The following is a 25,193-nucleotide window of genomic DNA, read 5'->3' on the forward strand; positions in this document are numbered from 1 at the left end:
CCGAGGTGCGGGGCCCGTCCGCGTACGGTCGTCGGCTCAGCGCCGGACGATCAGACGCACGCCGTACAGCACCCCGAGGCCGAACAGCAGGCAGGCGGCGGCCGAGCCGACCAGGAAGCCGGTCGGCGTGGAGGGGCCCGTCTCGGCCAGCTCGGTGACCGGGCCTGTGGTGGTGGTCGTGGTGGTGAAGGTGTCCGGCGCGTCGGTCCCCCGGCCCGTTGCTGCCGGTTCCGCTCTCTCCGTGCCCTTCACCCTCGTAGACGTGCGGTCGCGCCGGTGGTTCCGAATAATTCTCCGGGCGCCCGGCCGGGGCGACGGGATACTGCTCGGGTGGCCGACCCCTCGATAGTCCAGCGCCCCGCCGACCCGTCCGCGGACCTCGCCGCCGACCCGTCCGCCGACCCGTCCGCCGAGCCGTCCGCCGAGCCGGCGGCGCCCGGGCCGCGGCCCTCGCTGCGCCGGGACGTCTCCCTCCCGGCGCTGCTGGCCGGTCTGGTGTGCATCGCGGTGTCCTTCTCCGGCCCGCTCGTGGTGGTGCTCGCCGCCGCGGCCGCCGGCCACCTGGACCGGGCGCACACCGCGTCCTGGATCTGGGCGGTGTCCGTCGGCAGCGGGCTGACCTGCCTGCTGCTCTCCTGGTGGACCAGGACGCCGGTGATCACCGCGTGGTCCACCCCCGGGGCGGCGCTGCTGGTGGCGAGCCTCGGCCAGTACCCGTACCGGGACGCGGTCGGTGCGTTCGTGCTGAGCAGCGTCGCGGTCGCGCTGTTCGGGCTGACCGGGCTGTTCGGCCGGCTGGTCCGCGCGATCCCGGCCGGGATCGTCAACGCGATGCTGGCGGGCATCCTGTTCACCTTCGGCGCGGGCATCTTCACCGAACTGCGCGGCGCCCCCGTCCTGGTGCTGGGCTGCTTCGCGGCGTTCCTGCTGGCCAAGCGGCTGGTGCCGCGGTACGCGGTGCCGGTGGCCCTGCTCGCCGGGGCCGTGCTGGCGGCGGTCACCGTCGGCCTGCCGCTCAACCTCGGCTCGGGCGGCCCGACCGTGCCGGTGTTCACCGTGCCGGGCCTGTCCTGGGCGGCGACGGTGGGCCTGGCGCTGCCGCTCACCATCGTGGCGCTCGCCTCGCAGAACGCGCCCGGCCTCGGCATCATGCGGGCCTCCGGCTACCGGCCCGACGACCGGCTGCTGATCGGCGCGACCGGCGGGGTCTCCGTCCTGCTGGCGCCGTTCGGCTCGCCGGGCATCAACCTGGCCGCCATCACGGCGGCGATCTGCACCAGCCCGGAGAGCCACCCGGACCGGAACCGCCGCTACGTCGCCGGAATGTCCGCGGGCGTCCTCTACCTGCTGGTGGGCAGCTTCGGCGGGGTGCTGGTCAGCCTGTTCACCGGACTGCCGCACGCCCTGATCGCGGTGATCGCCGGGGTCGCCCTGCTCGCCTCCTTCCAGGGCAGTCTGACCGTCGCGCTGACCGAGCAGCACGGCCGGGACGCCGCGGTGGTCACCTTCCTGGCCACCGCCTCGGGGATGAGCCTGTTCGGCATCGGCGCGGCCTTCTGGGGCCTGCTGCTGGGGCTCGCGACCCACCTGGTGCTCGGCGTGCGGCGCGGCGGCTGAGCCCCCTGCCGTACTGCGGCCCGGCCCCGCCAGCCGGGCTGCGCCGAACCGGTGAGGCCTTGGGCCGCCGGGACGAACTTCGGCGCGGCGGCGACCGGGCGCGGCGGGTGGCGGGTACGTCTTCCCGACCCCCCACCCGCGCGCCCCGCCGGGTGACCGGAGCCCCGAGGACGACCCGTATGCCGTCTGGCACTCATGGCCGTTTCGTCCGGAGCACCGCAGCGCTGGTGCTGATCTCGGCCGCCGCCCTGCCCGCGGTCCTGGAACTCGTCGCGCCCTCCCCGGCCACGGTGATAGGACCGCCGGCCGGCCCGCTGATCGACCACGCCGCGCCACCGCGCGGGCCGCAGCAGGCGGACCTCAGGGCCCCCGCGGCGCCCACCGTCGACATACGGCGTTCGGGGGACCCGGGCAACCGGATCACGCTGGTCCTGCTCGGCGACGGCTACACCGCCGAGCAGCAGGGCACCTTCCGGGAACAGGCCGACCGGGCGTGGCGCGCCCTGATGGACATCGAGCCGTTCCGCAGCTACCAGGAGTACTTCAACATAAGGCGGGTCGACGTGGTCTCCCCGGAGGCCGGCATCGCCGAGGGCGAGAGCAGCGGCCGGGCGGTCGGCACCCCGCTCGGCATGCACTTCTGGTGCGAGGGCACCGCCCGCCTGCTGTGCGCCGACGAGTCCGCGACCGCCCGCTTCGCCGGCGAGGGCGACGGCCCGCAGTACCTGATCGCGCTGGCCAACTCCAGCGAGTACGGCGGCGCCGGCGGCACCGGGGTGACCACCCTGGCCGGCGGCAGCCCGGACGCGGGCCGGATCATCCAGCACGAGATAGGGCACACCGTCGGCGAACTGGGCGACGAGTACGACAGCGCCCCGGACGACGCCGACTACCCGAACCTCTCCACCGTCAACGCCGACCAGATGCGCCAGAACAAGGTGAAGTGGTGGCGCTGGCTGGACGCGCAGTCCCCCGACGGCGGCGGCCCGATCGGGGCGTACCGCAGCGCCAACGGGCTCTACCGCCCGACCGAGGACTCCGTCATGCGCACCCTCGGCGGCGCCTACAACCTGCCCTCCCGCGAGGCCATCATCGAGCAGATCTACCGGCGGGTGCAGCCGATGGACCCGCCCACGCCGGCACCCGGCGCGGTGGCCGGGAACACCCGGCTGGCCGTCCACCCGCTCCTGCTCGCCGGGCCCCGGCAGCTGCGGGTGGACTGGACGGTGGACGGGAAGCCGGTGGAGCCGCGGTCGGACGACCGGACCTGGCTGGACACCGGTCAGCTGTCGCTGGCCGAGGGCCGGCGGGTGACGGTGCGCGCCACCGTCACGGACACCACCGACTGGGTGCGGGACGAGGCGTTCCGCGACGAGTTCATGACCCGGACGGTGACCTGGACCGTCAGCGGCTGACCGCGGCGTTCTGCTCGGGGCCGGATCGAGGCGAGGCGGGGCGGGTCAGGGGCGGGTCGGGTCAGGGTGAGGCGGCCTGACGGTTGGTCAGGGGCTCGCGGTCCGGGGCGCCGGCGGGCCCTGCCGGATTGATCCATTGATGGGATGACTAGCCTGGGCCACTATGACCGTGGACCCCGTGGGCGCCGCTCGCTCCGTACCCGTACCCGTGCCCGGTCCGCGACCGCAGGGTCCGCCCGGCCCGCCCGGTCCGCCGGTCACGGCGGGCCCGCCGGGTGGCCGGGGCGCCTGGCTGGCCTGGTCGGTCGGCTGCACCGTCTATGTGCTCGCCGTGGTGCACCGGACCAGCCTCGGCGTCGCCGGGCTGGACGCCACCGAGCGGTTCGGCATCGGTGCCTCGGCACTGTCCACCTTCTCGATCCTCCAGGTGCTGGTCTACGCCGCCATGCAGATACCCGTCGGCCTGCTGGTCGACCGGTTCGGGCCGCGGCGGGTGCTGCTGCTCGGCGTGCTGCTGATGAGCCTCGGCCAGCTCGCGTTCGCGCTGAGCACCTCCTTCGGGCCGGCGCTCGGCTCGCGCGCGGTGCTCGGCTGCGGCGACGCGATGACCTTCATCAGCGTGCTGCGGGTGGCGGCCCGGTGGTTCCCGGCCGCGCAGAACCCGCTGGTCGCCCAGCTCACCGGCCTCGCCGGGATGGGCGGCAACCTGGTCACCACCGTGGTGCTGGCCGAGGCCCTGCACCGGGAGGGCTGGACCTTCTCCTTCGGCGTCATCGCGCTGGCCGGCGTCGCGGTCTTCGCCCTGGTCGCCCTGGTGCTCCGGGAAGCACCCGCCGAACCGGGCGGCGGCCGGCCCGCGCCGGCCGTCCCCCCGGCGGGCGTGCTGACGGTGGCAGGCCCCTCGGCGGGCGGGCGGCCGTCGGTGCGGCGGCAGATCCTCGACGCCTGGCGGGAGCCCGGCACCCGGCTCGGTATGTGGGTGCACTTCACCACCGCCTTCCCCGCTGCCGCCTTCGGCCTGCTCTGGGGCTTGCCCTACCTGGTGGAGGGCCAGGGCATGACCCGGGGCGAGGCCGGCGGGCTGCTCACCCTGCTGGTGTTCAGCAACATGGCGTTCGGGTTGCTCTTCGGCCGGCTGGTCTCCCGCTCGGCCGCCACCCGGATGCCGATCGCCCTCACGGTCGTCGCCGCCACCGGGCTGTGCTGGGCGGTCGTCCTCGCCTGGCCCGGCGGGCACCCGCCGCTGTGGCTGCTGGTGGTGCTGCTGCTGGTGATGGGCAGCAACGGCCCCGGCTCGCTCGTCGGGCTCGACTACGCCCGGGCGTACAACCCCGGGGAGCGGTTGGGCACCGCCTCGGGCATCGCCAACATGGGCGGCTTCATCGGGGCGATGCTCACCCTGCTGGGCATCGGCGTGCTGCTTGACGCCGTCTCGGGCGGGGGCGGGTACACCGCGCAGACGTACCGGTGGGCGTTCTGCTGGCAGTTCCTGCCGCTGGCGGTCGGCTCGGTGATGATCCTGCGCCTGCGGCGGGTGGTGCGGCGGACGCCGCAGGGCTGACCGGTCGGGCCGGCCCCGCAGCGCCGCGCCCGTCAGAGCTCCCCGGCCTCCCGCAGCAGGTCCACGATGTCGGGCGCCTCACCGTAGATCCGGGCCCGGCCGAACTCGCAGACCAGCGGCCCGGCGTACGGGCCCGGCCGCGGCTTGGGCGCGTTGGCCAGGTGGCGCACCATGTCCACCACCTTGAGCCGCGCGCAGCGGCGGATCGCCCGGCCGCCCCGGATGCCCACCCGTTCGACGCTGGTGCACTCGTAGTACTGGCCGAACGGTGGGCCGCTGTCCTGCTCCGGCTCCGGCGTGTGGAGCACCATCCGGCCGTGCCGGCAGTGCACCTCCCCGTCGGAGCGGATGTGGATGCCCGCGCCGTCCAGGTGGTCGATCTCCGCGAGGATCTGCACGCGCTGCCCGACCGCCTCGGACAGGCTCTCGGCCATCCGCTGCTGCTGCTTCGGCACCTCGGTGTCGCCGCGCCGGATCGAGGGCAGCAGCTCGCCGGTGACCCACTCCTGGAAGGGCCTGGCGGACGGCTTCGTCGACCTCATGATCAAGGTGTAGAGGCCGGCCTCGCTCACCACCCCACCTCCGGATTCCCGCGGGCGTAGGGTTTCCCACCTGCGGAAACGTCATTACCCTCAGAAATTCTGAGGGTTACCGCGCGGAGGTCCACCGTGCGGGAGTCGCCCTCGCGCACGATCCTCAGCGCTTCGCTGGGATTGCTCCTCCCCAGCACCCTGCACACGTCGGCCGTGACGAACCACGGCGCACCGTCGATCATCACGACCCGGATCGGCTGTCCGGTGACCGGAAAGCTCGTCCTCACCAACACCATGTCGGCCTCGTCGTCCACTGCCGCCCCTCCTTCACGCTCGGTGATGGGCTGCCCGGAACAACGAGGCCGAACGAGTGACGTACCGGCACCACGGGGACGTACGGGAGTGCGGGGTGCGCCACCCGGCGTGCGGTCGTGCGCGCACACCTGATCGGCCCCGCGCGGGATCGTCCCGAGGATCAGGGCGTCAGTGCGAACTGGGCGAGCACCCGGGCCGCCAACTCCCTGTCACCGGCGACCCGGACGGTGCCCGCGACGGCCTCCGGCCGGACCCGCCCGCAGGCGAGCCGGACGTAGGTCTCCCAGTCGAGGGAGAGCCGGACGTCGGGGGCCAGCGCGACCGAGGCGTCGACGGTGCCGCGGCCGCCCTCGTCGACCCGGACGGTGCGCTGGAACTCCAGCGGGCCGGTCACGTCGAGGACCACCACCGTGCCGGCCGGGGCGCCGGCCAGTTTGGCGACCACCCGGGGCAGGCCCTCCACGAGGAAGTCGCGGGTGACGGTGGCGGCGGGCGAGTCGAGGTTGCCGGGGGTCCGCAGGGCGCGCCGCAGGTCCTGCTCGTGCACCCAGACGTCGAAGGCGCGGGTGCGCAGCAGCTGGGTGTAGGGGACGTCGCGGGAGAGCGGGCCGGCCGGCCAGCGAACCAGGTCCTCGGGGCCCTGCTTGGCGTTGCGCAGGGCGCGCGAGCGGCGGATGACGGTGTACTCCAGCTCGCCGGTGAGCTCGACCGGGGTGTGGCAGCGGCGCTTGTCGACCGGCAGTTCCATGTACCGGGCGAACTCGCTGGTGACGTGCCGCAGGTCGCGCGGGAGGGAGTGGATCGGGCGCGGGTCGCCGAGCAGTTCGGACTCGACGCCGATGATGTGCGAGACCACGTCCCGCACCGACCAGCCGGGGCACTCGGTCGCCCGGTTCCACGCGTCGGTGGGCAGTGAGGCGAGCAGTTCCGTCACCGACTCGATGGAGTGGAGCCACGCGTCGGTGTACGCCTGCACGGTCTGGTTCTCCGTCACGGGAATCTCCGGTCCTCCGTCAGCTTCCGTCCCGCGCGGCCCGGGGAGTGGGGGAGACTCCCGAGCTTTCGGGCGCACGCGCTACCCGCACGTTACGCTGCCGGGTGACAGCAGGGCAGCGCTTTCGGGTGATGATCGTAGGACTCTTGCCGTGGACGGTGGTACTGTGCGCGCTTCTTTGATCCAACTCGCCGTCTCCGACGCCGAGCCGCCCGCCGAGCGCAGGGCCAGGGCGGCCGCGCTGGTGCGTGCCCAGCAGGGCGCGGACCTGGTGGTCCTGCCGGAGCTGTGGGCACTCGGGGGGTTCGCCTACGAGGCCTGGGGGCCGGGCGCCGAGACGCTGGACGGCCCGACCGCGGAGGCGATGTCGGCGGCGGCCGTGGCGGCGGGGGCGTGGCTGCACGCGGGGTCGATCGTCGAACGGGATCCCGACGGCCCGATCTACAACACCTCCCTGCTCTTCGCGCCGGACGGCGAACTGGTGCACACCTACCGGAAGATCCACCGCTTCGGCTTCGACAGCGGCGAGGCGGTGGCGATGGGCGCCGGGCAGGAGATCGTCACGGCCGCCACCGACGTCGGCCGGCTCGGCCTGGCCACCTGCTACGACCTGCGCTTCCCCGAGCTGTTCCGGGCCCTGCTGGACGCCGGCGCCGAGGTGCTGGTGGTTCCGGCCGCCTGGCCGGCCCGGCGGCGGGAGCACTGGACGCTGCTCGCCCGGGCCCGTGCGGTGGAGGAGCAGGCGTACGTGCTGGCCTGCAACACCGCGGGCACCCACGGCGGAGTGGAGCAGGCCGGATACAGCCTGGTGGTCGACCCGTGGGGCCGGGTGCTGGCCGAGGCCGGGCCCGACGAGGAGGTGCTGACGGTGGAGTTCGACCCGGCCGAGGTGGCCAAGGCCCGGGCGGAGTTCCCCGTGCACCGGGACCGCCTGCTCGGCATCCCCGCGCCCGTCCAGCGCTGACCGGGCCGCGGCGCCGGGCGGCCGTACCGGGGCGTGATGCCGGGCCGCGGTGCCGGGCCGTGGTGGGGCCGTTGACCGGGTCCTGTGATTAGGTCCGCTTTTGCGGATGCTTGACATGCTTGGCACCCGTGTGCGCAACTCTTGAGAAGGTGAGCCTGCGTCGCGTTCAGGCCTGTGGAGGAGGGGGAGGTCCGGGTGCCCGAGTCCCGCACGCCCGGTGCCGGCTCCGGCCTGTCCGGCTTCGGGCTGCCGACGGCCGCCGCGATGGCCGGCCCGGACGGGCGCTCCCCGATCAAGCGCAACAGCCTGCGGGAGCAGATCGCCGACGCCCTGCGCGAGGAGATGATGGCCGGCCGCCTCGCGGCCGGGCGCAACTTCACCGTCAAGGAGATCGCCGAGCTGTACGGGGTCTCGGCCACCCCGGCCCGGGAGGCGCTGGTCGACCTGGCGGCCCAGGGGCTGCTCCGGGCCGAGCACCACCGCGGTTTCACCGTCCCGGAGTTCGGCTGGCACGACTTCGTGGAGATCTTCGAGGCCCGCGCCCTGCTCACCGACAGCGCGATCCGCCAGCTGCTGGTCCGGCCCGCCGGTTACGACTGGAGCCGGCTGCCGTCGCTGCGCCGCCGGGCCACCGCGGCGACCCAGGCCTCCCGGGCCGGGCAGCTGGACGTCCTGGTCGGCTGCGACCTGAGGTTCTGGCAGGAGGCGTCGGCCCTGCTGGGCAACGCCCGGATCGCCGACTACCTCGGGTGGCTGCGGGTGCAGTCCTGGATGTTCGCGGCGCCGTTCCTGCGCGCGGTCGACGACCTCGGCGGCGTCTGCTGGGACCGGCACGGCGACCTGGTGGACCGGATCGAGGCCCAGGACGTCGCCGGTGCCCAGCGGGTGGTCAACGACTACAACCTGTTCACGCTGGAGCTGCTGGCCAGGCTCACCGGACAGTCGGTGGAGTCGGTGCCGGTGCTGGGGCTGCTGCGCGGGCAGCGGCCGCCCGAGCCGGTCCGGGCGCCGGCCGAGCCCGCCGTCGCCGGGCCGGCCGCGGCGGCGCCCGCCGGGCAGCCGGCCGTCGGGCCGGGGATCGGGCTGGGCCGGGTGCCGCTGCCGCGGTTCGTCCCGCCCGGGAGGTTCGGCCGGCCGCTGCGGCTGCCGCGGCCGGAGAGCGGGGAGCCCGCGCCGGGCCGGTAGGGTGGGCCGTCATTGCCCGCCCGCCGTCGGTGCCCCGCGCACCCGGCGCCCGCCCACCGGAAGGGTGAGCCGGCCCATGGCCTGCGACCTCTGGCTCGTCCCGCTCGTGGACGTCCTGACCCACAGCCCCGAGAATCCGTTCCGGGACGACCTGGTCCGCTACAACGCGGTGCTGGCCTCCAACGGCCTGCCCGAAGTACCGGTCTACCAGTACGTACCGGGGATCAGCGGAGAGGTCGAACCGATAGCCGCCTTCGACTACGACTCGCTGCACTTCCTGCGCCGGGCCTACATGCTCGGCGTCACCGGCTTCGAGATCACCCCGGTGGACGCCCTCGGCGGTGACTACGAGCAGTTGCTGGAGATGTTCGAGTCGACGGCCGAACAGTCGCACCTGGTCTGGCACTTCGACCACGCGGGCGCCTACGTGCCGGTGGACTTCCAGCTGCCGCTGGTGGACGACGCGCTGCTCGCCTCCGGCGGCCCGCTCGGCTCCTCGTACGGCCTGCTGCGCGAACTCCAGGCGGTGGCGCCCGTGTTGGGCATCGACCCGGTCAACCCGCCGGCCCCCACCCGGCCGCTCGGCCCGACCGAGCTGCAGCAGCCGTTCGGCCCGCCGCTGGACGACATCCACCCGTACGCGCGGGAGCGGCACGCCTGGGCCGGGCTCTACGCGGCGGCCACCCGGAGCGTCACCCAGGGCTCGATGGTGGTCTTCGCCTGACGCCGTGCCGGCCCCCGTGCCGGCCCTCGTGTCGGAACCGGCCCCGCCCGCGGGGCCGGCCGCGCGGTCAGCGCAGCGGGCCCTCCGGCGGGCGCTGGCGCGGCATGGTCGGCCGGGTGCCGGGCGGCGGCAGCACCCGCACCTGGGCGCCCACCCCGATCTCGCTGCGGCCGCCCCACAGCCCGGGGGACTGGGTGGGCAGCTGGGTCATCGAGGCCCGGAACTCCAGCATCCACTCCGAGGTCTCGCTGCGGACCATGTCGGAGACGTCCTCGCAGAACCGCCGCAGCACGCCCAGGCAGCGTTCGGCGGCCTCGCCCGCGGTGCCCTCGGTGGGGCCGAGCACCTCGCGCACGCACTCCGAGGCCCAGTCGAACTGGAAGGCCTCCAGGCGCCGTTGCAGCGCCTGCGCGGTGGAGACGTCGCGCATCCACCCCGAGGTGAGGCCGAAGGCCCGGTCGGCCAGCAGGCAGGCCGCCGACAGCGCGAGGCCGACGTAGCCCCACTCGGCCGCCCGGTCCAGCGCGCCGGTCAGCGCCACCAGCGGGACGCTCACCCCGCCGACCGCGAACACCCCGGCCCCGAAGCGCAGCAGCCGGGCCCAGCGGCGCTTCCACACCCGGTCCCGGCGGTACCAGTCGATCGCCTCGACCGCGCGCTCCTCGGACCAGCGGTAGAGCTCCTCCAGCCGCTCGGCGGGCTCGCCCCAGTCGCCCAGCGGGAACTGGCGCGCGCTCAGGTCGGTTCGGCGGCGGGTGGGGGTGCGCCCGGCGGCGACGGGCAGGACGGGCTGGTCGTCCTCGCCCACGTCCTTGCCCCAGGCACTCTCCTCGGGCTGCATTTCCGGCTGGCTCACCTGTGGCGCTCCCTGTGGCGGGGTGACTGCGGAGGCCCGGCGGGGTACCGGGACTGACCGTCTGTGGATCCGATGCTGCTTCGGGCGGGGGTCGTGCTGGCCGGTGGGGGCCGGCCGGCCGGATCCGCGCGCGGGGTGGGCCGCCCATGGTGTCGCGTCCCGGCCGGTGTCCGGTCATTGGTCCAACAGCACTTCTTACCGCCAAATGGCTGACCGTGGGGGCGCTTCGGCGGTGATCGTTATCGGAATTCACCTCCGGAAGGCGAGGTGAGAGGGTTGCGGCGGGTGGCGAGATTTCACCCTTCCGAGCGAGGCGCGAGCGGCGCCGGTCACTGACCCGGGGGCGCGCGGGGTCGGAACTTTGGAGGTTCCTCCAGTTCGAAAGTGCTCCCGGCCGGGACGATTCGGAGGTTCCGACGGAGCCGCGGGCGGCCGCGAACAGGCCACCGACTACCCTTCCAGACGTGAAGGTCCTCGTCATCGGCGGCGGCGCCCGCGAACACGCCCTGTGCCGCTCCCTGTCCCAAGATCCCGCCGTCAGCGAACTGCACTGCGCCCCGGGCAACGCCGGGATCGCGCAGGCGGCGACGGTCCACCCGGTCGACCAGCTGGACGGGGCGGCCGTCGCCGCCCTCGCCCAGCGGCTGGCCGCCGACCTGGTCGTGGTCGGCCCGGAGGCCCCGCTGGTCGCGGGCGTCGCCGACGCCGTGCGCGCGGCCGGCATCCCGGTCTTCGGCCCGTCCGGCCGGGCGGCCCTGCTGGAGGGCTCCAAGGCCTTCGCCAAGGACGTGATGGCCGGGGCCGGCGTGCCCACCGCCCGCGCCTACGTCTGCACCACCCCGGCCGAGGCCGCCGAGGCGCTGGACGCCTTCGGCGCCCCGTACGTGGTCAAGGACGACGGTCTGGCGGCCGGCAAGGGCGTGGTGGTCACCTCCGACCGGGACGCCGCGCTGGCCCACGCCGCCGCCTGCGACCAGGTGGTCATCGAGGAGTACCTGGACGGGCCCGAGGTCTCGCTGTTCGCGATCACCGACGGCGAGACGGTGCTGCCACTGGTGCCCGCGCAGGACTTCAAGCGCGCGCTGGACGGGGACGAGGGCCCCAACACCGGCGGCATGGGCGCCTACTCCCCGCTGCCCTGGGCCCCCGAGGGCCTGGTGCAGGAGGTGCTGGACACCGTCCTGCAGCCGACCGTGGACGAGCTGCGCCGCCGCGGCACGCCGTTCTCCGGGCTGCTCTACGCCGGTCTCGCGCTGACCTCGCGCGGCACCCGGGTGATCGAGTTCAACGCGCGCTTCGGCGACCCGGAGACCCAGGTCGTGCTGGCCCGGCTGGAGACCCCGCTGGCGGGCGTCCTGCTGGCCGCCGCCCAGGGCACCCTCGACACCCTGGAGCCGCTGCGCTGGCACGACGGCGCGGCCGTCACCGTGGTGCTGGCCTCCGAGGGTTACCCGGCGGACCCGCGCACCGGCGACGTGATCGAGGGCCTGGCCGAGGCGGACGCCGCCGACGGCACGGTCTTCGTGCTGCACGCCGGCACCCGGGCCGACGAGGAGGGCCGGGTGCTCACCGCGGGCGGGCGGGTGCTGTCCGTCACCGCGGTCGGCACCGACCTGGCCGAGGCCAGGACCCGCGCCTACGCGGGCGTGTCCCGGATCGCCTTCAAGGGCGCGCAGCACCGCACCGACATCGCACGCGGGGCGGCCGGGCAGTAGCCCCGACCGCGCCGGAGCCCGCAGGGGCACGGGCGCCGCCGCCGGACCACCCGTCCGGCAGCGGCGCCCGTCGGCTTTCCGCCGGGGCGCCGGCGAGCGCGGCCGGCCCCGGATTTCCAGCCCATCGGGTGACTCCTTGGACATCCGGCTGACGCAGTGCGACGGACCGCCGTAGGGTGCGCTGGATCGTACGGCCTGCTGGGTGCCGTTGCGGCCTCCCGTCGTCGGCGGGGCCGTTCCGGGGGGATGCTGGGGGCCGGTGGTGTGTGCGAGCCGTCACCAGGACGGGTGGAAACCCAGGCGATTCGGAACACCCGGCTGCACACGGGCGTCAAAACTGTCAGAAGTGCCACGCAGGATGCACAACCGGGGGCCGGCTCCGCCGTTTCCCGTTCGGAGTTTGATCGTTTCCGAGAGGTCTCGGGTGTCCTGATCGCTGGTCCCGGCGGATCACGGTCGTAGCGGCAACCGAGTGCCGCGAAGGGGGTGTCGCGCCGTATGGCCGCTGCCTACGCCGCCCGTGCACGGGCCCAGGCCGTGCTGAGGGTCCGCGGGCTGGCCCTGGCCGCTGCCGTGCTGCCCGCCGCCGTCGGGGTCGTGCTGCTCGCCGGGCGGTTCACCGGCCGGATCGGCGCCCCCGGCGCCCCGGACGGGCCCGGCTGGGACGCCGTCCGCTGGGCGGTCTGCGGAGTCGCCGCCGGCACCCTGCTGCTGGCCGGGCTGGTGGCCCGCTCGCACGCCACGGCGGAGCCGCCGGTCACCCCGGCCGTCCCCGTCCCCGAGCCGTCCGCGCCCGAGCTGCACCGGCTGATCGGCGAGCTCGCCGACCGGCTGGGGGTGCCCGCCCCGGCCGGCATCGCCCTCACCCCGGACTGCGACAGCTGGCTGGAGGACGGCCGGCCGCTGCGGCGCGGCCGCCGGGCCGAGCCGCCCGCACCGGTCCTGGTGATCGGCTCCCCCTTCCTGTGGTGGATGCGGGCCGCCGAACTGCGCGCGCTGCTCGCCCCCGTGGTGGCCGGCGGGGCGGCCTCGGCGGACCCGGACATCGCGGCGGCCCGCCGCTTCGTCCGCGGCCTGGACGCCGCCCTCGGCACCCGCCGTCGCGGCCCGGCCGTACTGGTCGACCGGATCAACCGCGTCCTGCTGGCGGCCTGCCGCGAGCACTCCGCCGAGCTGGAGCGGGCGGTCGCCGCCTGGGCGTCGGAGCAGGCCAAGGCCGTCGACTACGGCCTGCGGATCGCCGCCCAGGAGCAGGTCGGCCTCGCCTACGCGGGCTGGGACCGGCTGCTCACCCGGGTCGCGCTGCCCGCCTGGCGGCTCGGCCGCCACCCCGACCACCTGAACGCCGGGGTGGTCGCCGCGCTGACCGAGCTGTCCCGCCGGGACCGGCTGGCCGACGGGTACGGCACGCGGCTCGGCGACCGCCCCGCCTGCGACCTGCTGGAGGAGCCCGGCCGGGTCGACGAGGCCGTCTCGCTGCTCGCCGCCGGCCTGCTGCACGAGCCGCCCGAGGCCGGCTGGCAGCCACTGGACTGGGCCGACTACCCGGCCGAGGTGGTCGACCACGGCTGGCGGGTCCAGGCCGCCGCGCTCCAGACGGCGCTGGAGGGCGTCGCGCCGGCCGGCCGTTCCGCCGCCCCGACACTCACCCGGCTGCTCGGCACGCTGGCCGGCGGCGGCAGCGAGGCGCTGGCCACCGCACTGGCCGGCCAGGCGGCGTGCGCGGCCCGGGTCGCGCCCCCACTGCCGGCCGTCCGCAGCGGTCGGGAGCTGCTGGTCGAGCACGTGACGGCGATGGTCTGCTGCGCCGCCGTCGACACCGGCGTCGCCACCCCGGGCCTGGACTGGCTGGACGGCCCGGTGCTGCTCATGGCGGGTGGCCGCCGGGGTGAGCCCGGCCAGGCCGTGGCCCGGGCGGTCGAGCAGGGCGAGGACAAGCCGCTGCGCGCCTGGCTGGAGTCGGCCGGGATCCGGCTGGAGCGCCCGGTGCGGCTCCCGGGCTGAGCGGCCCCGGCGATCCGGCCGGGCGGCCGGATCGGGGTGTCCGCACCACTAGTTGCTACCGTTGGGTGACGCAGCGCCAGCATTGTGTGATGTGCTGGACCGCACGCACATCCGTCTGGCACGTGCCACCGGAGAGATCGTGCGACGTGCGGTGGGGAGGGCGCGTGGGGAGAGAACTCAACCGCCGTTGGGAGTCCGCCACGCTGGCCCACAGCGTGTCCGACCCGTTCGGCCAGGGCCCGCTGCCCTGGCTGCGGAGTCCCGACGAGTACCTGGCCGGGGTCGAGGCCGCCGTGCCCTGGTACGTCAGCGTGGACGCGCCGGGCCAGGAGCCGCTGGCCGGCCCGCGGCCCAGGCCCCCGGTCGGCACCCCGAAGACCTCGGACGACGTCGACCAGCAGATCAAGGGCTTCGCCTCGGCCGGGGTGATCCGCCCCGGCGGCGCGGTGGACTTCCGGGTCACGGTGAACCCGCCGCGCGAGTTCACCGTGGACGTCTACCGGATCGGCCACTACGGCGGCGACGGCGCCCACCTGGTCACCTCCAGCCCGCTGATCGCGGGCCTCGCCCAGGCCGCGCCGCTGGTGGTCGGCCGCACCGTCTCGTGCCACCACTGGTGGCAGTCGTGGCGGTTGCACGTCCCGTCGCACTGGCGGCCCGGCGCGTACGTCGCGGTGCTGACCACCGCCGACAACCTGCACCGCAATCACATCCCGTTCACCGTGCGGGACGCGGCCGACCAGCCGGGGCCCGCCGGGACGGCCGAGGCGGCCCCGCAACGGCCGTCCCCGGCGACCGAGTTGCTGCTGGTGCTGCCCGACGTGACCTGGCAGGCGTACAACCTGTTCCCCGAGGACGGCCGCACCGGGGCCAGCCTCTACCACGCCTGGGACGGCGAGGGCCGGCTCGCCGGCGAGTCGGGGGCCGCCGTCACGGTCTCCTTCGACCGCCCGCACGCGGGGGCGGGGCTGCCGCTGCACGTCGGCCACGCCTACGACTTCATCCGCTGGGCGGAGCGCTACGGCTACGACCTCTCCTACGCCACCGCCTCCGACCTGCACGCCGGGTTGGTCGAGCCGACCCGGCACCGCGCCCTGATCTTCCCCGGGCACGACGAGTACTGGTCCGAGCCGATGCGGCGGGCCGTCGAGCGGGCCAGGGACGCCGGGACGTCCCTGGTGTTCCTGTCCGCCAACACCATGTACTGGCGGGTCGACCTCACCGCCGGGCCCTCCGGCGAGCCCAACCGGCTGCTCAACTGCCGCAAGCGCCAGCGCGTTCCGGCCGGGACGCCGGCGGCCGGGGCACCGGGCGCGGGCAGCGCGCTGTGGCGGGACGCGGGAGAGCCCGAGCAGCACCTGCTGGGTGTCCAGTACGCGGGCAGCGTGCCCGAGCCGGTGCCGCTGGTGGCCCGCAACACCACCCACTGGCTCTGGGCGGGCACCGGCCTCGCGGAGGGCGGCGAGGTGCCCGGGCTGGTGGCGGGGGAGGCGGACCGCTACTTCCCCAAGGTCGCGCTGCCCGAGCACACCGAGCGGATCCTGCTGGCCCACTCGCCCTACCGGGACTCCGAGGGCCGGCCCGCGCACCAGGAGACCTCGCTGTACCGGGCGCCCAGCGGCGCGTACGTCTTCTCGGCCGGGACGTTCGCCTGGTCGCCCGCGCTGGACCGGCCCGGCCACACCGACGAGCGGATCCAGCGGGCCACCGCCAACCTGCTCGACCACCTCTGCAAGGAGGGCTGACGGCCGGGGCGCCGGGAGGGCCGCCGGGGCCGGGCGGCGGGCCATGACAGACTCGGGGGCAGTGACCTCCCCTTCGCGGCCCGCAGAAACGCGAACCACCCCTGAGGACTGAGACGACCTTGAGCGGATTTGTCACCAAGCCCGAGCCGGTCCAGGTGCCCGGCCTGGTCCACCTGCACACCGGCAAGGTGCGCGACCTGTACCGCGCCGACAACGGCGACCTGGTCATGGTGGCCAGTGACCGGACGTCGGCCTTCGACTGGGTGCTGCCCAACGAGATCCCGGACAAGGGCCGCATCCTCACCCAGCTCTCGCTGTGGTGGTTCGAGCGGATCGCCGACCTGGTGCCCAACCACGTGGTCTCCACCGACGTCCCGGCCGGGGCGCCCGCCGACTGGAAGGGCCGCACGCTGGTCTGCCGGAGCCTGGAGATGGTCCCGGTCGAGTGCGTCGCCCGCGGCTACCTGGCCGGCTCCGGCCTGGAGGAGTACCGCGCCGACCGCACCGTCTGCGGCATCGCCCTCCCCGAGGGCCTGGACAACGGCTCCGAGCTGCCCGCCCCCATCTACACCCCGGCCCTCAAGGCCGAGGTCGGCGAGCACGACGAGAACGTCCCCTACGAGGAGACCGCCCGGCGGATCGGCGCCGAGCTGGCGGCCACCCTCCGGCAGACCACGCTCGCCGTCTACGGCCGGGCCCGGGACATCGCGCGCGAGCGCGGCATCATCCTGGCCGACACCAAGTTCGAGTTCGGCCTGCTGGACGGCGAACTGGTGATCGGCGACGAGGTGCTCACCCCGGACTCCTCGCGCTTCTGGCCCGCCGACGAGTGGCAGCCCGGACGCAACCAGCCCTCCTTCGACAAGCAGATCATCCGCGACTGGCTGGCCTCGCCCGCGTCCGGCTGGGACCGCCACAGCGAGCTGCCGCCGCCGCCGCTGCCCCCCGAGATCGTCGAGCACACCCGGGCCAAGTACATCGAGGCCTACGAGCGGCTCACCGGCACCGACTGGGTCTGAGGCGTCCCGCCGGGGGCGGCCGCGGCGGGTGTCCGCGGCGACCGCCCCCGGCCCGTTCCCGGCCCGTTCCGCCGCGGCCCGTCCGGTCGCCGTCCGGCCGCTCAGATCCAGCCGTGCTCGCGGGCGATCCGCACCGCCGCGTGGCGGTTCTCCGCGCCGAGCTTCGTCGCCGCGGCGGAGAGGTAGTTGCGCACCGTCCCGGGGGACAGCGCGGCCCGTTCGGCGATCTCCCCGATCGAGGTGCCGTGCGCCGCCAGCTCCAGGACGTCGGTCTCGCGCGGGGTGAGCGGGCTTTCGCCCGCGCTGATCGCGTCGGCGGCCAGCTCGGGGTCGACGTAGCGCCCGCCCGCCCGGACGGTGCGGATGATGCCCGCGAGGTCGGCCGCGGAGACCGTCTTCGGCAGGAAACCGCGGACGCCGACCTCCAGCGCCCGCTTCAGGTAACCCGGCCGGCCGTGGCCGGTGACGATCATGACCCGGCAGTCCGGCACCACCCGCCGCAGCTCCGCGGCCACCTCGATGCCGTCCATCCCGGGCATCTGCAGGTCCAGCACCGCGACGTCGGGGCGGTGCGCCCGGGCCATCGCGAGCGCCTCGGGGCCGGAGGCGGCCTCGGCCACCACGCTCAGGTCCTCCTCTAGGCCGAGCAGGGTGGCCAGCGCACCCCGGATCAGGTGCTCGTCGTCGGCGAGCAGGATGCGAAGCGGTGGGGTCATCGGACGGCCACCTCCGGGGCCGGTGCGGGGCTGGTGAGCGGCAGCACGGCGGTGATCCGGAAGCTGCCGGCGGTGGTGGCCGGGCGGGTCAGCGCGCCGCCGTGCGCGGCCAGCCGCTCACCCAGGCCGGTCAGCCCGGTGCCGGTGTGCGGGGTGTCGCCGGGACCGGTCGGTACGCCGTCGTTCTCGACCTCCAGGACGGCCCGGCCGTCCCCGGCGCATAGCCGGATCGAGCAGTGCGAGGCCTCGCTGTGCCGCAGCACGTTGGTGGTCGCCTCGCGGACCACCCAGCCGAGCACCGAGTGGGCCACCGGCGTCAGGGCGGTCAGGTGCGCTCCCAGGTCGACCGCGCAGGCCACCCCGGCGGCGCGCAGCACCGAACGGGCGCCGGCCACCTCGGCCCGCAGGTCGGCGGTGCGGTAGCCGCGGACCACCTCGCGCACCTCGCGCTGCGACTCCTGCGCGATCCGCTGCACCTCGGTCATCTGGTCGGCCGCCTCGGGACGGCCCCGGCGGGCCAGCTGGACGGCCAGCTCGCTCTTCAGCGCGATCGTGGTGAGGTTGCGGCCGAGCACGTCGTGCAGGTCGCGGGAGAACCGCAGCCGTTCCTCGGCGACGGCCAGCTGGGACTGCTTCTCCCGGGCCTCGTCCAGCTCCCAGACCACGCCCGCCAGCCAGGCCGAGCACCGGCAGGTGACCGCGACCAGGACGAGCGAGACCGCCGCCCCGAACAGCAGCCCGCACACCGACGCCACCGGGAGCCCGGCGCCCAGCATCGCCGGTACCGTGAGCAGCAGCGCGCCCGCCCCGAGCAGCGCGGCGCCGCGCCGGCTGCGCACGGCCACCGACACCGGGGCGAACCAGAGCACCAGCAGCGCGCCGATCGCGGGCCCGGTGGACAGCGACACGTCGGTGCGCAGGCCCGGGTCGGTCAGGACCAGGCCGGAGACGCTGCCGATCATCAGCAGGGCGGCGGCCAGGATCCAGCCGGTGGGGCGCTCGCGACGGCCGAGGTAGTGGTCGAGCCCCAGCCGAAAGAGCACGAACCCCAGCCCGGAGCCGGCCAGCGCGAGGACCACCGAGGCCACCGCCACCGGTCGGGACATCACCGGCTCGGCCGGGCCGCCCACCGTTCCCAGCACCAGCAGGGGCTGGACGAGCACCATCGCGTACAGCGACCAGCGGACGTATATCTCGGTGCGCTGCGGCTTCCCGCAGGCCCGCCATCGTTGCAGCGGCCGCCACGGCTTCATCGTGTCCCCTCCCAGTGGCGTCACATCCGTCGGGCCCATCCTGGCGGGCCGCGGCCCGGCCGGTGGCACCGGCCCGGGAATCGCTTCGGCGACCGCTTCGGTGACCGCCTCGGCGCTCGGCGAGGCCACCGGCCCGGCGACGGCCCGACCGCGGCCCGGTGACGGCCCGGCGACGGCCCCGCCGCGGCCTCAGCGGCGCGGCTCCCAGCGGAACCAGCGGCGGGTCGCCCACCAGGTGGCGGCGGTCCACAGCACGGCCAGGCCCAACAGCGGGGCGGCCGGCGCCCAGGTGCCGAGGAAGTCCGTCGCGGGCCGGGAGCCGTCGGTTCCGGACCAGCCGAGCCGCAGCAGCTGGAAGGCCGGGGTCGTGGGCAGGGCCCGGCAGACGTCGGCGAGGCGCTCCGGCATCACCTCCAGCGGGAACAGCAGTCCCGAGCCGAACTGGGCGCCCAGCATCAGCGGGAGGGTGGTGATCCCGGCGCTCTCCACGGTCCGGGTGAACGCACTGGTCAGGGCGGCCAGCCCGGTCAGCAACGCCACCGCGAGCGCCAGCCCGGCGGCCATCAGCAGCGGGTTGACCGGAGCCGGCAGGTCCAGCAGCACCGCCCCGGCGACGCCGAGCACCGCGCACTGCAGCAGGGCCAGCAGCACCGAGGGGACGGCCGTGCCGGTCAGGATCTCCAGGTCCCGGGCCTCGCCGGTGCGCAGCCGCTTGAGCACCAGCTCGCCGCGCCGGGCGACGTACGAGGAGGTCAGGTTGTAGTAGACGACGAAGAGCAGCACGATCGCGGCCACGCCGGTGACGGTGGCGGCGTCCACGTCCAGGCCGGGGGTGCCCTCGGCCTGCTGCCGGAGCATCCCGCGCAGACCGCCGACCAGCAGGAGCGGCAGCGCGACGGCGGTGAACAGCGCGGTGCGGTTGCGCCGCAGCAGGGTTCCCTCGGCCCGGCCGAGGGCGAGCAGCCGACCGGCCGTGCCGGTGTTCGCGGGACGGGGGGCTGCGGGGGTCGCGGTGGTGGTCGCGGTGGTGGTCATCGGACGCTTCCGATCGGCGTGGCGGCGGGGGTGGGAGCGGGCCCGGCGGTGGCGGTGCGGCCCTCGGCGGCGATGGCGAGGAAGGCCTCCTCCAGCGAGGCGCTGCGGGCGTCCAGGGCGGCCAGCGCGATGCCGTGGTGGGCGGCCCAGCCCAGCAGGGTGGTGAGGTCGGCCTGGAGGGCGGGTGTCTTCACGGTGATCCGCCGGCCCTCGGCGGTGACCTGCGCGCCCTGCAGCGCCGGCAGGGCGAGCGTCTCGTGGCGGCCGGCCCGCTCGGGCAGTTCGAAGCTGATCCGGGCGGGGCGCCCGGCGATGACCTCGGCGACGGTGCCCTCGGTGATGATCCGGCCGTGGTGCATGATCGCCAGCCGGTCGGCGAGCTCCTGGGCCTCCTCCAGGTAGTGCGTGGTGAGCAGCACGGTGGTGCCCTGCTCGCGCAGGTGCCGCACCAGCTGCCAGACCGCGGCCCGGGCCTCGGGGTCGAGCCCGGTGCTCGGCTCGTCCAGGAACAGCACCTCGGGGCGGCCCAGCAGCGCCATCGCCAGGTCCAGCCGGCGCCGCTCGCCGCCGGACAGCTGCTTGACCCGCACCTGGCGCCGGTGGTGCAGGCCGACCAGTTCCAGGGCCTCGTCCACCGGGCGGGCGCCGCTGGTCAGCCCGGCCCAGCAGTGGCCGGTCTCGGCGACGGTGAGCTCGCCGGGGAAGCCGCCCTCCTGCAGCATGATGCCGATCCGCGGGCGGAGCGCGGCCCGTTCCCGGTACGGATCGTGGCCGAGCACCCGGACCGTGCCGGCGGTGGGCGCGGCCAGGCCCTCGATCAGTTCCAGGGTCGAGGTCTTGCCGGCGCCGTTGGTGCCGAGCAGGGCGAAGAGCTCGCCGTGCCGGACGGTGAGGTCCAGACCGCGCACCGCGTCGTGGCCCTTGTCGCCGGCGGGGCCGTAGCGGCGCTGCAGTCCGAGCGCCCGGACGGCGGGCTCCGGGTGGCTGGGGTTCGTCATGCGTCCAGCCTTCCGCCGGTCGGGCGGCGCGGGCAGTGCGTGCCGTCATCGGCCGGCGGGGCGGATTCACGGATCGGCGGTGACAAATGTCATGGGCGTGGCGGAGTGGCAGGTCCGGTCCCCGGGAACGCCGAAGGGCCCCCTCGGTGAGGGGGCCCTTCGTACTGGAGCGGACGACGAGATTCGAACTCGCGACCCTCACCTTGGCAAGGTGATGCTCTACCAACTGAGCCACGTCCGCATGTCTGTGAAGTTGTCCTGCGTTGTGCTGCTGCGCCTTTCGGCACTGCGAGCGGACGACGAGATTCGAACTCGCGACCCTCACCTTGGCAAGGTGATGCTCTACCAACTGAGCCACGTCCGCACGGTGCCTGGGGCACCGGCCGCCTCCCGGGTGTTCCCCGTTGTGGCGACGAGAAATACTCTACAACATCGATCGGACTGCTCGCCCCACCCTTCCTCCGGGGAGGAGGGGCGGGGCTCCCGAGCCGCTCCGGAGAGGTCTCAGTTGGCGTCCGCGAACGCCTCGTAGACGTGCTTCGGGATCCGGCCGCGGGCCGGCAGCTCCATGCCGTTGGACTGGGCCCAGGCGCGGACCGCGGCCGGGTCCGGGGTGAGCGCCGTGCGGCGGAAGGACTTCCCGGTGCGGCTCTGGCGGCGGCCGGCCGCGACGAACGGGGCGAGGGCCTCCCGCAGCTTTTCCGCGTTGTCCGCAGACAGGTCGATCTCGTACGACTTCCCGTCGACGCCGAAGTGGACGGTTTCCGCGGCGGCGCCGCCGTCCAGGTCGTCGGAGAGCGTGACGACTACACGCTGAGCCATGGGTGTCAATCCTCTCGGGCAATTCGGCCGCCGGGTGTCGGAAGTGCCCCGGGTGCCCCGGTGGCCGGTGGGCCGTGCGTAAACGGGCAGGCTTGCGGCCATGCCGATACGCCGCGCCTGCGGCTGCCGGTCGCCCTATTCTGCACCCAAAGGGGCCTGAATACGAAGGGCTGGGGATTCCTTTTTCGGGAAATTCACGCGATGCGCGCGAGGTCTGATACAGGACGGATAGGGGTGGTCGATCTGTCCGGAGTGCGGGTATTCGGGTGTTCTCGTCGCGGGCCGTCGCGAGGCATTAACCGGCCGGAAAACCGCCCGGTGCGCGGGGGGCGGAGAGGCCTGGAACCCTTGGTGCGTAAGGGGTGGAGGTCTACGCGCGTCGCTATGTCCGGCCCGCAATCCGGCCCGAAAGCCCAGGTAGTCTGAAGGTCCCCCCGCCTTCACGCACGACACCACCGGGAGTGCCAGTGGCACGCGTCGTAGTCGACGTCATGCTCAAGCCGGAGATCCTCGACCCCCAGGGACAGGCGGTGCAGCGTGCGCTGCCGCGTCTCGGATTCAACGGGATCGCCGACGTCCGCCAGGGCAAGCGTTTCGAGCTGGAGCTGGAAGGGCCGGTGGACGACGCCGCCCTCGCCCGCATCCGCGAAGCCGCCGAGACCTTCCTCGCCAACACCGTGATCGAGGACTTCACCGTCCGCATCGAGGAGGAGGGCAAGTGACCACCCGCGTCGGCGTCGTCACTTTCCCCGGCTCCCTCGACGACCGTGACGCCCAGCGCGCGGTCCGCCTGGCCGGCGCCGAGCCGGTCGCACTCTGGCACCGTGACAAGGATCTCCATCAGGTCGACGCCGTCGTCCTGCCGGGCGGATTCAGCTACGGCGACTATCTACGGTGCGGCGCCATCTCCCGCTTCTCGCCGGTGATGGAGACCCTCATCGAGCAGGCCAAGCTGGGAATGCCGGTCCTCGGTATCTGCAACGGCTTCCAGGTGCTCTGCGAATCGCACCTGCTGCCCGGCGCCTTGACCCGGAACGACTCGCTGCACTTCATCTGCCGCGACCAGAAGCTGCGGATCGAGAACGCCGCGACGGCCTGGACCGCCGATTACTCGGCCGGTCAGGAAATCGTCGTCCCGCTCAAGAACGGTGAGGGCCGCTTCGTCGCGGACGAGCATGTCCTCGACGAGTTGGAGGCCGAGGGCCGGGTGGTCGCCCGTTACCTCGACGTCAACCCGAACGGTTCGTACCGCGACATCGCCGGTATCACCAACGCCGCGGGCAATGTCGTCGGCCTGATGCCGCACCCCGAGCACGCGGTGGAGCCGCTCACCGGCCCGACCACCGAGGGCCTGGGCTTCTTCACGTCCGTCCTGAAGCAGCTGGTGAACGCCTGATGTCCCTGGATACCGTCAAGAACGCCGAGCAGACCCCGGACTCCGCCCAGCCCTGGGCCGAACTCGGCCTCAAGGAGGACGAGTACGCGCGGATCCGCGAGATCCTCGGCCGCCGTCCCACCGGCGCCGAGCTCGCGATGTACTCGGTCATGTGGTCGGAGCACTGCTCGTACAAGAGCTCCAAGGTCCACCTGAAGCAGTTCGGCGAGAAGGCCCCGGCCTCGGACGCGATGCTGGTCGGCATCGGCGAGAACGCCGGTGTGGTCGACGTCGGCCAGGGCTACGCGGTGACCTTCAAGGTCGAGTCGCACAACCACCCGTCGTACATCGAGCCCTACCAGGGCGCGGCCACCGGCATCGGCGGCATCGTCCGCGACATCCTGGCGATGGGCGCCCGCCCGATCGCCGTGATGGACCCGCTGCGGTTCGGTGCGGCCGACCACCCCGACACCCGGCGCGTGCTGCCCGGGATCGTCGCGGGCATCGGCGGCTACGGCAACTGCCTGGGCCTGCCCAACATCGGCGGCGAGGTCGTCTTCGACTCCTGCTACCAGGGCAACCCGCTGGTCAACGCGCTGTGCGTCGGCGTGATGAAGCACGAGGACATCCACCTCGCGCAGGCCTCCGGCGCCGGCAACAAGGTCATCCTGTACGGGGCCCGCACCGGTGGCGACGGCATCGGCGGCGTCTCCGTGCTGGCCTCGGAGACCTTCGACGCGACCGGCCCGGCCAAGCGCCCGGCCGTCCAGGTCGGCGACCCGTTCCAGGAGAAGCTCCTGATCGAGTGCACCCTGGAGATCTTCGCCGAGAAGCTGGTGCTCGGCATCCAGGACCTCGGCGGCGCCGGACTCTCCTGCGCCACCTCGGAGCTGGCCTCGGCCGGTTCCGGCGGCATGCGGATCGAGCTGGACACCGTGCCGCTGCGCGACAACACGCTCTCGCCCGAGGAGATCCTCATGAGCGAGTCGCAGGAGCGCATGTGCGCCATCGTCGAGCCCGGCAAGGTCGACCGCTTCCTGGAGATCTGCGAGAAGTGGGACGTCATCGCCACCGTCATCGGTGAGGTGACCGACGGCGAGCGCCTGGAGATCTTCTGGCACGGCGAGCAGGTCGTCGACGTGCCGCCGCGCACCGTCGCCCACGACGGCCCGGTCTACCAGCGCCCGTTCGCCCGCCCGGGCTGGCAGGACGCGCTGCAGGCCGACGCCCCGACCGCGGAGCGCCTGGCCCGGCCGACCGACGGCGCCGGCCTCAGGGCGGCCCTGCTGGCCGTCGCCGGCTCGCCCAACCAGGCCTCCAAGGCGTGGATCACCGACCAGTACGACCGCTACGTGCTGGGCAACACGGTGCTCTCGACCCCCGAGGACTCGGGCATGGTCCGGATCGACGACGAGACCAACCTCGGCGTCTCGGTCGCCACCGACGGCAACGGCCGCTACGCCAAGCTGGACCCGTACACCGGTGCCCAGCTGGCCCTGGCCGAGGCGTACCGCAACGTCGCGGCCGGCGGCGCCAAGCCGCTCGCCGTCTCGGACTGCCTCAACTTCGGCTCCCCCGAGGACCCGGACGTGATGTGGCAGTTCGCCGAGGCCACCCGCGGCCTGGCCGACGCCTGCCAGGTCCTGGGCACCCCGGTGACCGGCGGCAACGTCTCGCTCTACAACCAGACCGGCGAGAACGCCATCCACCCGACCCCCGTGGTCGCGGTGCTCGGCGTGATCGACGACGTCACCCGGCGCACCCCGATCGGCTTCGCCGAGGAGGGCCAGCTGCTCTACCTGCTCGGCGACACCGCCGACGAGCTGGGCGGCTCCGCCTGGACCGAGGTCGTCCACGGCCACCTGGGCGGCCTGCCGCCCAAGGTCGACCTGGAGCGCGAGCGGCTGCTCGCCGAGATCCTGATCGCGGGCTCCCGCGACGGCATGATCGACGCGGCGCACGACCTCTCCGACGGCGGTCTGGGCCAGGCGCTGGTCGAGAGCTGCCTCAAGGGCGGCAAGGGCGCGCGCATCGTGGTGCCGGAGGAGCTCGACCCGTTCGTGTTCCTGTTCTCCGAGTCGGCCGGCCGGGCCGTGGTGTCCGTGCCGCGCAGCGAGGAGCTCCGGTTCAACGACATGTGCGGCGCCCGCGGCCTGCCGGTCGCCCGGATCGGCGTGGTCGACGGTGACACCCTGGACGTCCAGGGCCAGTTCAGCGTCTCGCTGGCCGAGCTGAAGGACGCGCACACCGGTGTGATCGAGGCCCTGCTCGCCTGATCGGTCGCGACCCGAGGGCGGCCCGCCGGACGGCGGGCCGCCCTTCGCGCGCTCCGGGCGCCGCGGCCCCG

General features: G+C 74.3%; 23 protein-coding genes and 2 tRNA genes. 13 read left to right on the forward strand and 12 right to left on the reverse strand.

Annotated elements, in window-relative coordinates:
- Nucleotides 1-36: 36 nt before the first annotated feature.
- Nucleotides 37-252: a hypothetical protein gene (locus ACIOFR_RS18235; RefSeq protein WP_400998152.1), complete on the reverse strand. Its 216-nt coding sequence runs from the start codon at nucleotides 250-252 to the stop codon at nucleotides 37-39.
- A gap of 78 nt (nucleotides 253-330) precedes the next feature.
- Between ACIOFR_RS18235 and ACIOFR_RS18240 the strand changes: the two genes are divergently transcribed.
- The 3 genes from ACIOFR_RS18240 to ACIOFR_RS18250 all read left to right on the forward strand — a co-directional run bounded on the left by ACIOFR_RS18240 (nucleotide 331) and on the right by ACIOFR_RS18250 (nucleotide 4,593).
- Entirely contained in the window at nucleotides 331-1,617 is a 1,287-nt protein-coding gene (locus tag ACIOFR_RS18240) for a benzoate/H(+) symporter BenE family transporter (RefSeq protein WP_400998155.1), read from the forward strand.
- A 179-nt stretch (nucleotides 1,618-1,796) separates the two neighbouring features.
- The gene (locus ACIOFR_RS18245; protein ID WP_400998158.1) at nucleotides 1,797-3,032 is read left to right on the forward strand and encodes a M64 family metallopeptidase; all 1,236 of its coding nucleotides are present in this window, start codon (nucleotides 1,797-1,799) and stop codon (nucleotides 3,030-3,032) included.
- A gap of 163 nt (nucleotides 3,033-3,195) precedes the next feature.
- Nucleotides 3,196-4,593 (forward strand): nitrate/nitrite transporter, encoded by a 1,398-nt coding sequence (locus tag ACIOFR_RS18250; RefSeq protein ID WP_400998161.1) that lies wholly within the window; start codon nucleotides 3,196-3,198, stop codon nucleotides 4,591-4,593.
- Nucleotides 4,594-4,625: 32 nt separating this feature from the next.
- On the opposite strand, the gene ACIOFR_RS18255 is transcribed toward ACIOFR_RS18250, so the two are convergent.
- The 3 genes from ACIOFR_RS18255 to ACIOFR_RS18265 all read right to left on the reverse strand — a co-directional run bounded on the left by ACIOFR_RS18255 (nucleotide 4,626) and on the right by ACIOFR_RS18265 (nucleotide 6,435).
- On the reverse strand, nucleotides 4,626-5,135 hold the full coding sequence (locus tag ACIOFR_RS18255) for a hypothetical protein (protein ID WP_400998164.1): 510 nt from the start codon (nucleotides 5,133-5,135) through the stop codon (nucleotides 4,626-4,628).
- Nucleotides 5,136-5,161: 26 nt separating this feature from the next.
- Nucleotides 5,162-5,440, reverse strand: a complete 279-nt coding sequence (locus ACIOFR_RS18260; RefSeq protein ID WP_400998166.1) for a BRO family protein — start codon at nucleotides 5,438-5,440, stop codon at nucleotides 5,162-5,164.
- 161 nt (nucleotides 5,441-5,601) lie between these two features.
- Nucleotides 5,602-6,435: a maleylpyruvate isomerase family mycothiol-dependent enzyme gene (locus ACIOFR_RS18265; protein WP_400998169.1), complete on the reverse strand. Its 834-nt coding sequence runs from the start codon at nucleotides 6,433-6,435 to the stop codon at nucleotides 5,602-5,604.
- Between the two features lie 166 nt (nucleotides 6,436-6,601).
- Between ACIOFR_RS18265 and ACIOFR_RS18270 the strand changes: the two genes are divergently transcribed.
- From ACIOFR_RS18270 to ACIOFR_RS18280, 3 genes are all read left to right on the forward strand, one after another.
- A complete protein-coding gene (locus tag ACIOFR_RS18270; protein ID WP_400998171.1) occupies nucleotides 6,602-7,399 on the forward strand; it encodes a carbon-nitrogen family hydrolase in 798 nt (265 codons plus the stop codon).
- 195 nt (nucleotides 7,400-7,594) lie between these two features.
- A complete protein-coding gene (locus tag ACIOFR_RS18275; protein ID WP_400998174.1) occupies nucleotides 7,595-8,584 on the forward strand; it encodes a GntR family transcriptional regulator in 990 nt (329 codons plus the stop codon).
- A gap of 76 nt (nucleotides 8,585-8,660) precedes the next feature.
- A complete protein-coding gene (locus ACIOFR_RS18280; protein WP_400998177.1) occupies nucleotides 8,661-9,308 on the forward strand; it encodes a hypothetical protein in 648 nt (215 codons plus the stop codon).
- A 67-nt stretch (nucleotides 9,309-9,375) separates the two neighbouring features.
- Here the strand turns inward: ACIOFR_RS18280 and ACIOFR_RS18285 are convergent, their stop codons facing one another.
- Complete coding sequence (locus ACIOFR_RS18285) at nucleotides 9,376-10,164, reverse strand: SLATT domain-containing protein (protein WP_400998179.1); 789 nt, start codon at nucleotides 10,162-10,164, stop codon at nucleotides 9,376-9,378.
- 464 nt (nucleotides 10,165-10,628) lie between these two features.
- On the opposite strand from ACIOFR_RS18285, the gene purD reads away from it, so the two are divergent.
- From purD to ACIOFR_RS18305, 4 genes are all read left to right on the forward strand, one after another.
- A complete protein-coding gene (purD, locus tag ACIOFR_RS18290; RefSeq protein ID WP_400998182.1) occupies nucleotides 10,629-11,879 on the forward strand; it encodes a phosphoribosylamine--glycine ligase in 1,251 nt (416 codons plus the stop codon).
- A gap of 498 nt (nucleotides 11,880-12,377) precedes the next feature.
- The gene (locus tag ACIOFR_RS18295; protein ID WP_400998184.1) at nucleotides 12,378-13,883 is read left to right on the forward strand and encodes a hypothetical protein; all 1,506 of its coding nucleotides are present in this window, start codon (nucleotides 12,378-12,380) and stop codon (nucleotides 13,881-13,883) included.
- A gap of 164 nt (nucleotides 13,884-14,047) precedes the next feature.
- Nucleotides 14,048-15,628 (forward strand): N,N-dimethylformamidase beta subunit family domain-containing protein, encoded by a 1,581-nt coding sequence (locus tag ACIOFR_RS18300; RefSeq protein ID WP_400998186.1) that lies wholly within the window; start codon nucleotides 14,048-14,050, stop codon nucleotides 15,626-15,628.
- A 119-nt stretch (nucleotides 15,629-15,747) separates the two neighbouring features.
- Nucleotides 15,748-16,647 (forward strand): phosphoribosylaminoimidazolesuccinocarboxamide synthase, encoded by a 900-nt coding sequence (locus ACIOFR_RS18305; protein ID WP_400998188.1) that lies wholly within the window; start codon nucleotides 15,748-15,750, stop codon nucleotides 16,645-16,647.
- A 101-nt stretch (nucleotides 16,648-16,748) separates the two neighbouring features.
- Here the strand turns inward: ACIOFR_RS18305 and ACIOFR_RS18310 are convergent, their stop codons facing one another.
- The 7 genes from ACIOFR_RS18310 to ACIOFR_RS18340 all read right to left on the reverse strand — a co-directional run bounded on the left by ACIOFR_RS18310 (nucleotide 16,749) and on the right by ACIOFR_RS18340 (nucleotide 21,471).
- The gene (locus tag ACIOFR_RS18310; RefSeq protein WP_400998191.1) at nucleotides 16,749-17,363 is read right to left on the reverse strand and encodes a response regulator; all 615 of its coding nucleotides are present in this window, start codon (nucleotides 17,361-17,363) and stop codon (nucleotides 16,749-16,751) included.
- On the reverse strand, nucleotides 17,360-18,616 hold the full coding sequence (locus ACIOFR_RS18315; protein ID WP_400998194.1) for a sensor histidine kinase: 1,257 nt from the start codon (nucleotides 18,614-18,616) through the stop codon (nucleotides 17,360-17,362). The genes ACIOFR_RS18310 and ACIOFR_RS18315 overlap by 4 nt, the downstream gene beginning before the upstream one ends.
- Before the next feature lie 189 nt (nucleotides 18,617-18,805).
- Complete coding sequence (locus ACIOFR_RS18320) at nucleotides 18,806-19,651, reverse strand: ABC transporter permease (protein WP_400998197.1); 846 nt, start codon at nucleotides 19,649-19,651, stop codon at nucleotides 18,806-18,808.
- Entirely contained in the window at nucleotides 19,648-20,649 is a 1,002-nt protein-coding gene (locus tag ACIOFR_RS18325) for an ABC transporter ATP-binding protein (RefSeq protein WP_400998199.1), read from the reverse strand. Before ACIOFR_RS18325 ends, ACIOFR_RS18320 begins: the two co-directional genes overlap by 4 nt.
- 165 nt (nucleotides 20,650-20,814) lie before the next feature.
- Nucleotides 20,815-20,890: transfer RNA gene (locus tag ACIOFR_RS18330), tRNA-Gly, on the reverse strand.
- 50 nt (nucleotides 20,891-20,940) lie between these two features.
- Nucleotides 20,941-21,013 (reverse strand) — tRNA-Gly (locus tag ACIOFR_RS18335).
- Between the two features lie 140 nt (nucleotides 21,014-21,153).
- Complete coding sequence (locus ACIOFR_RS18340; protein WP_033817889.1) at nucleotides 21,154-21,471, reverse strand: Lsr2 family protein; 318 nt, start codon at nucleotides 21,469-21,471, stop codon at nucleotides 21,154-21,156.
- Nucleotides 21,472-21,938: 467 nt separating this feature from the next.
- Here ACIOFR_RS18340 and purS point away from each other — a divergent pair, with 467 nt between their 5' ends.
- From purS to purL, 3 genes are read left to right on the forward strand one after another with little or no spacing between them, the layout of a single operon-like run.
- On the forward strand, nucleotides 21,939-22,193 hold the full coding sequence (purS, locus tag ACIOFR_RS18345) for a phosphoribosylformylglycinamidine synthase subunit PurS (RefSeq protein WP_400998202.1): 255 nt from the start codon (nucleotides 21,939-21,941) through the stop codon (nucleotides 22,191-22,193).
- Nucleotides 22,190-22,867, forward strand: coding sequence for a phosphoribosylformylglycinamidine synthase subunit PurQ (purQ, locus tag ACIOFR_RS18350; protein WP_400998205.1), 678 nt, complete (start codon nucleotides 22,190-22,192; stop codon nucleotides 22,865-22,867). Before purS ends, purQ begins: the two co-directional genes overlap by 4 nt.
- Complete coding sequence (gene purL, locus ACIOFR_RS18355; protein ID WP_400998208.1) at nucleotides 22,867-25,122, forward strand: phosphoribosylformylglycinamidine synthase subunit PurL; 2,256 nt, start codon at nucleotides 22,867-22,869, stop codon at nucleotides 25,120-25,122. Before purQ ends, purL begins: the two co-directional genes overlap by 1 nt.
- The last annotated feature ends 71 nt before the right edge of the window (nucleotides 25,123-25,193 follow it).

This window comes from Kitasatospora sp. NPDC088346 (assembly GCF_044740765.1).
Taxonomy (GTDB): domain Bacteria; phylum Actinomycetota; class Actinomycetes; order Streptomycetales; family Streptomycetaceae; genus Kitasatospora.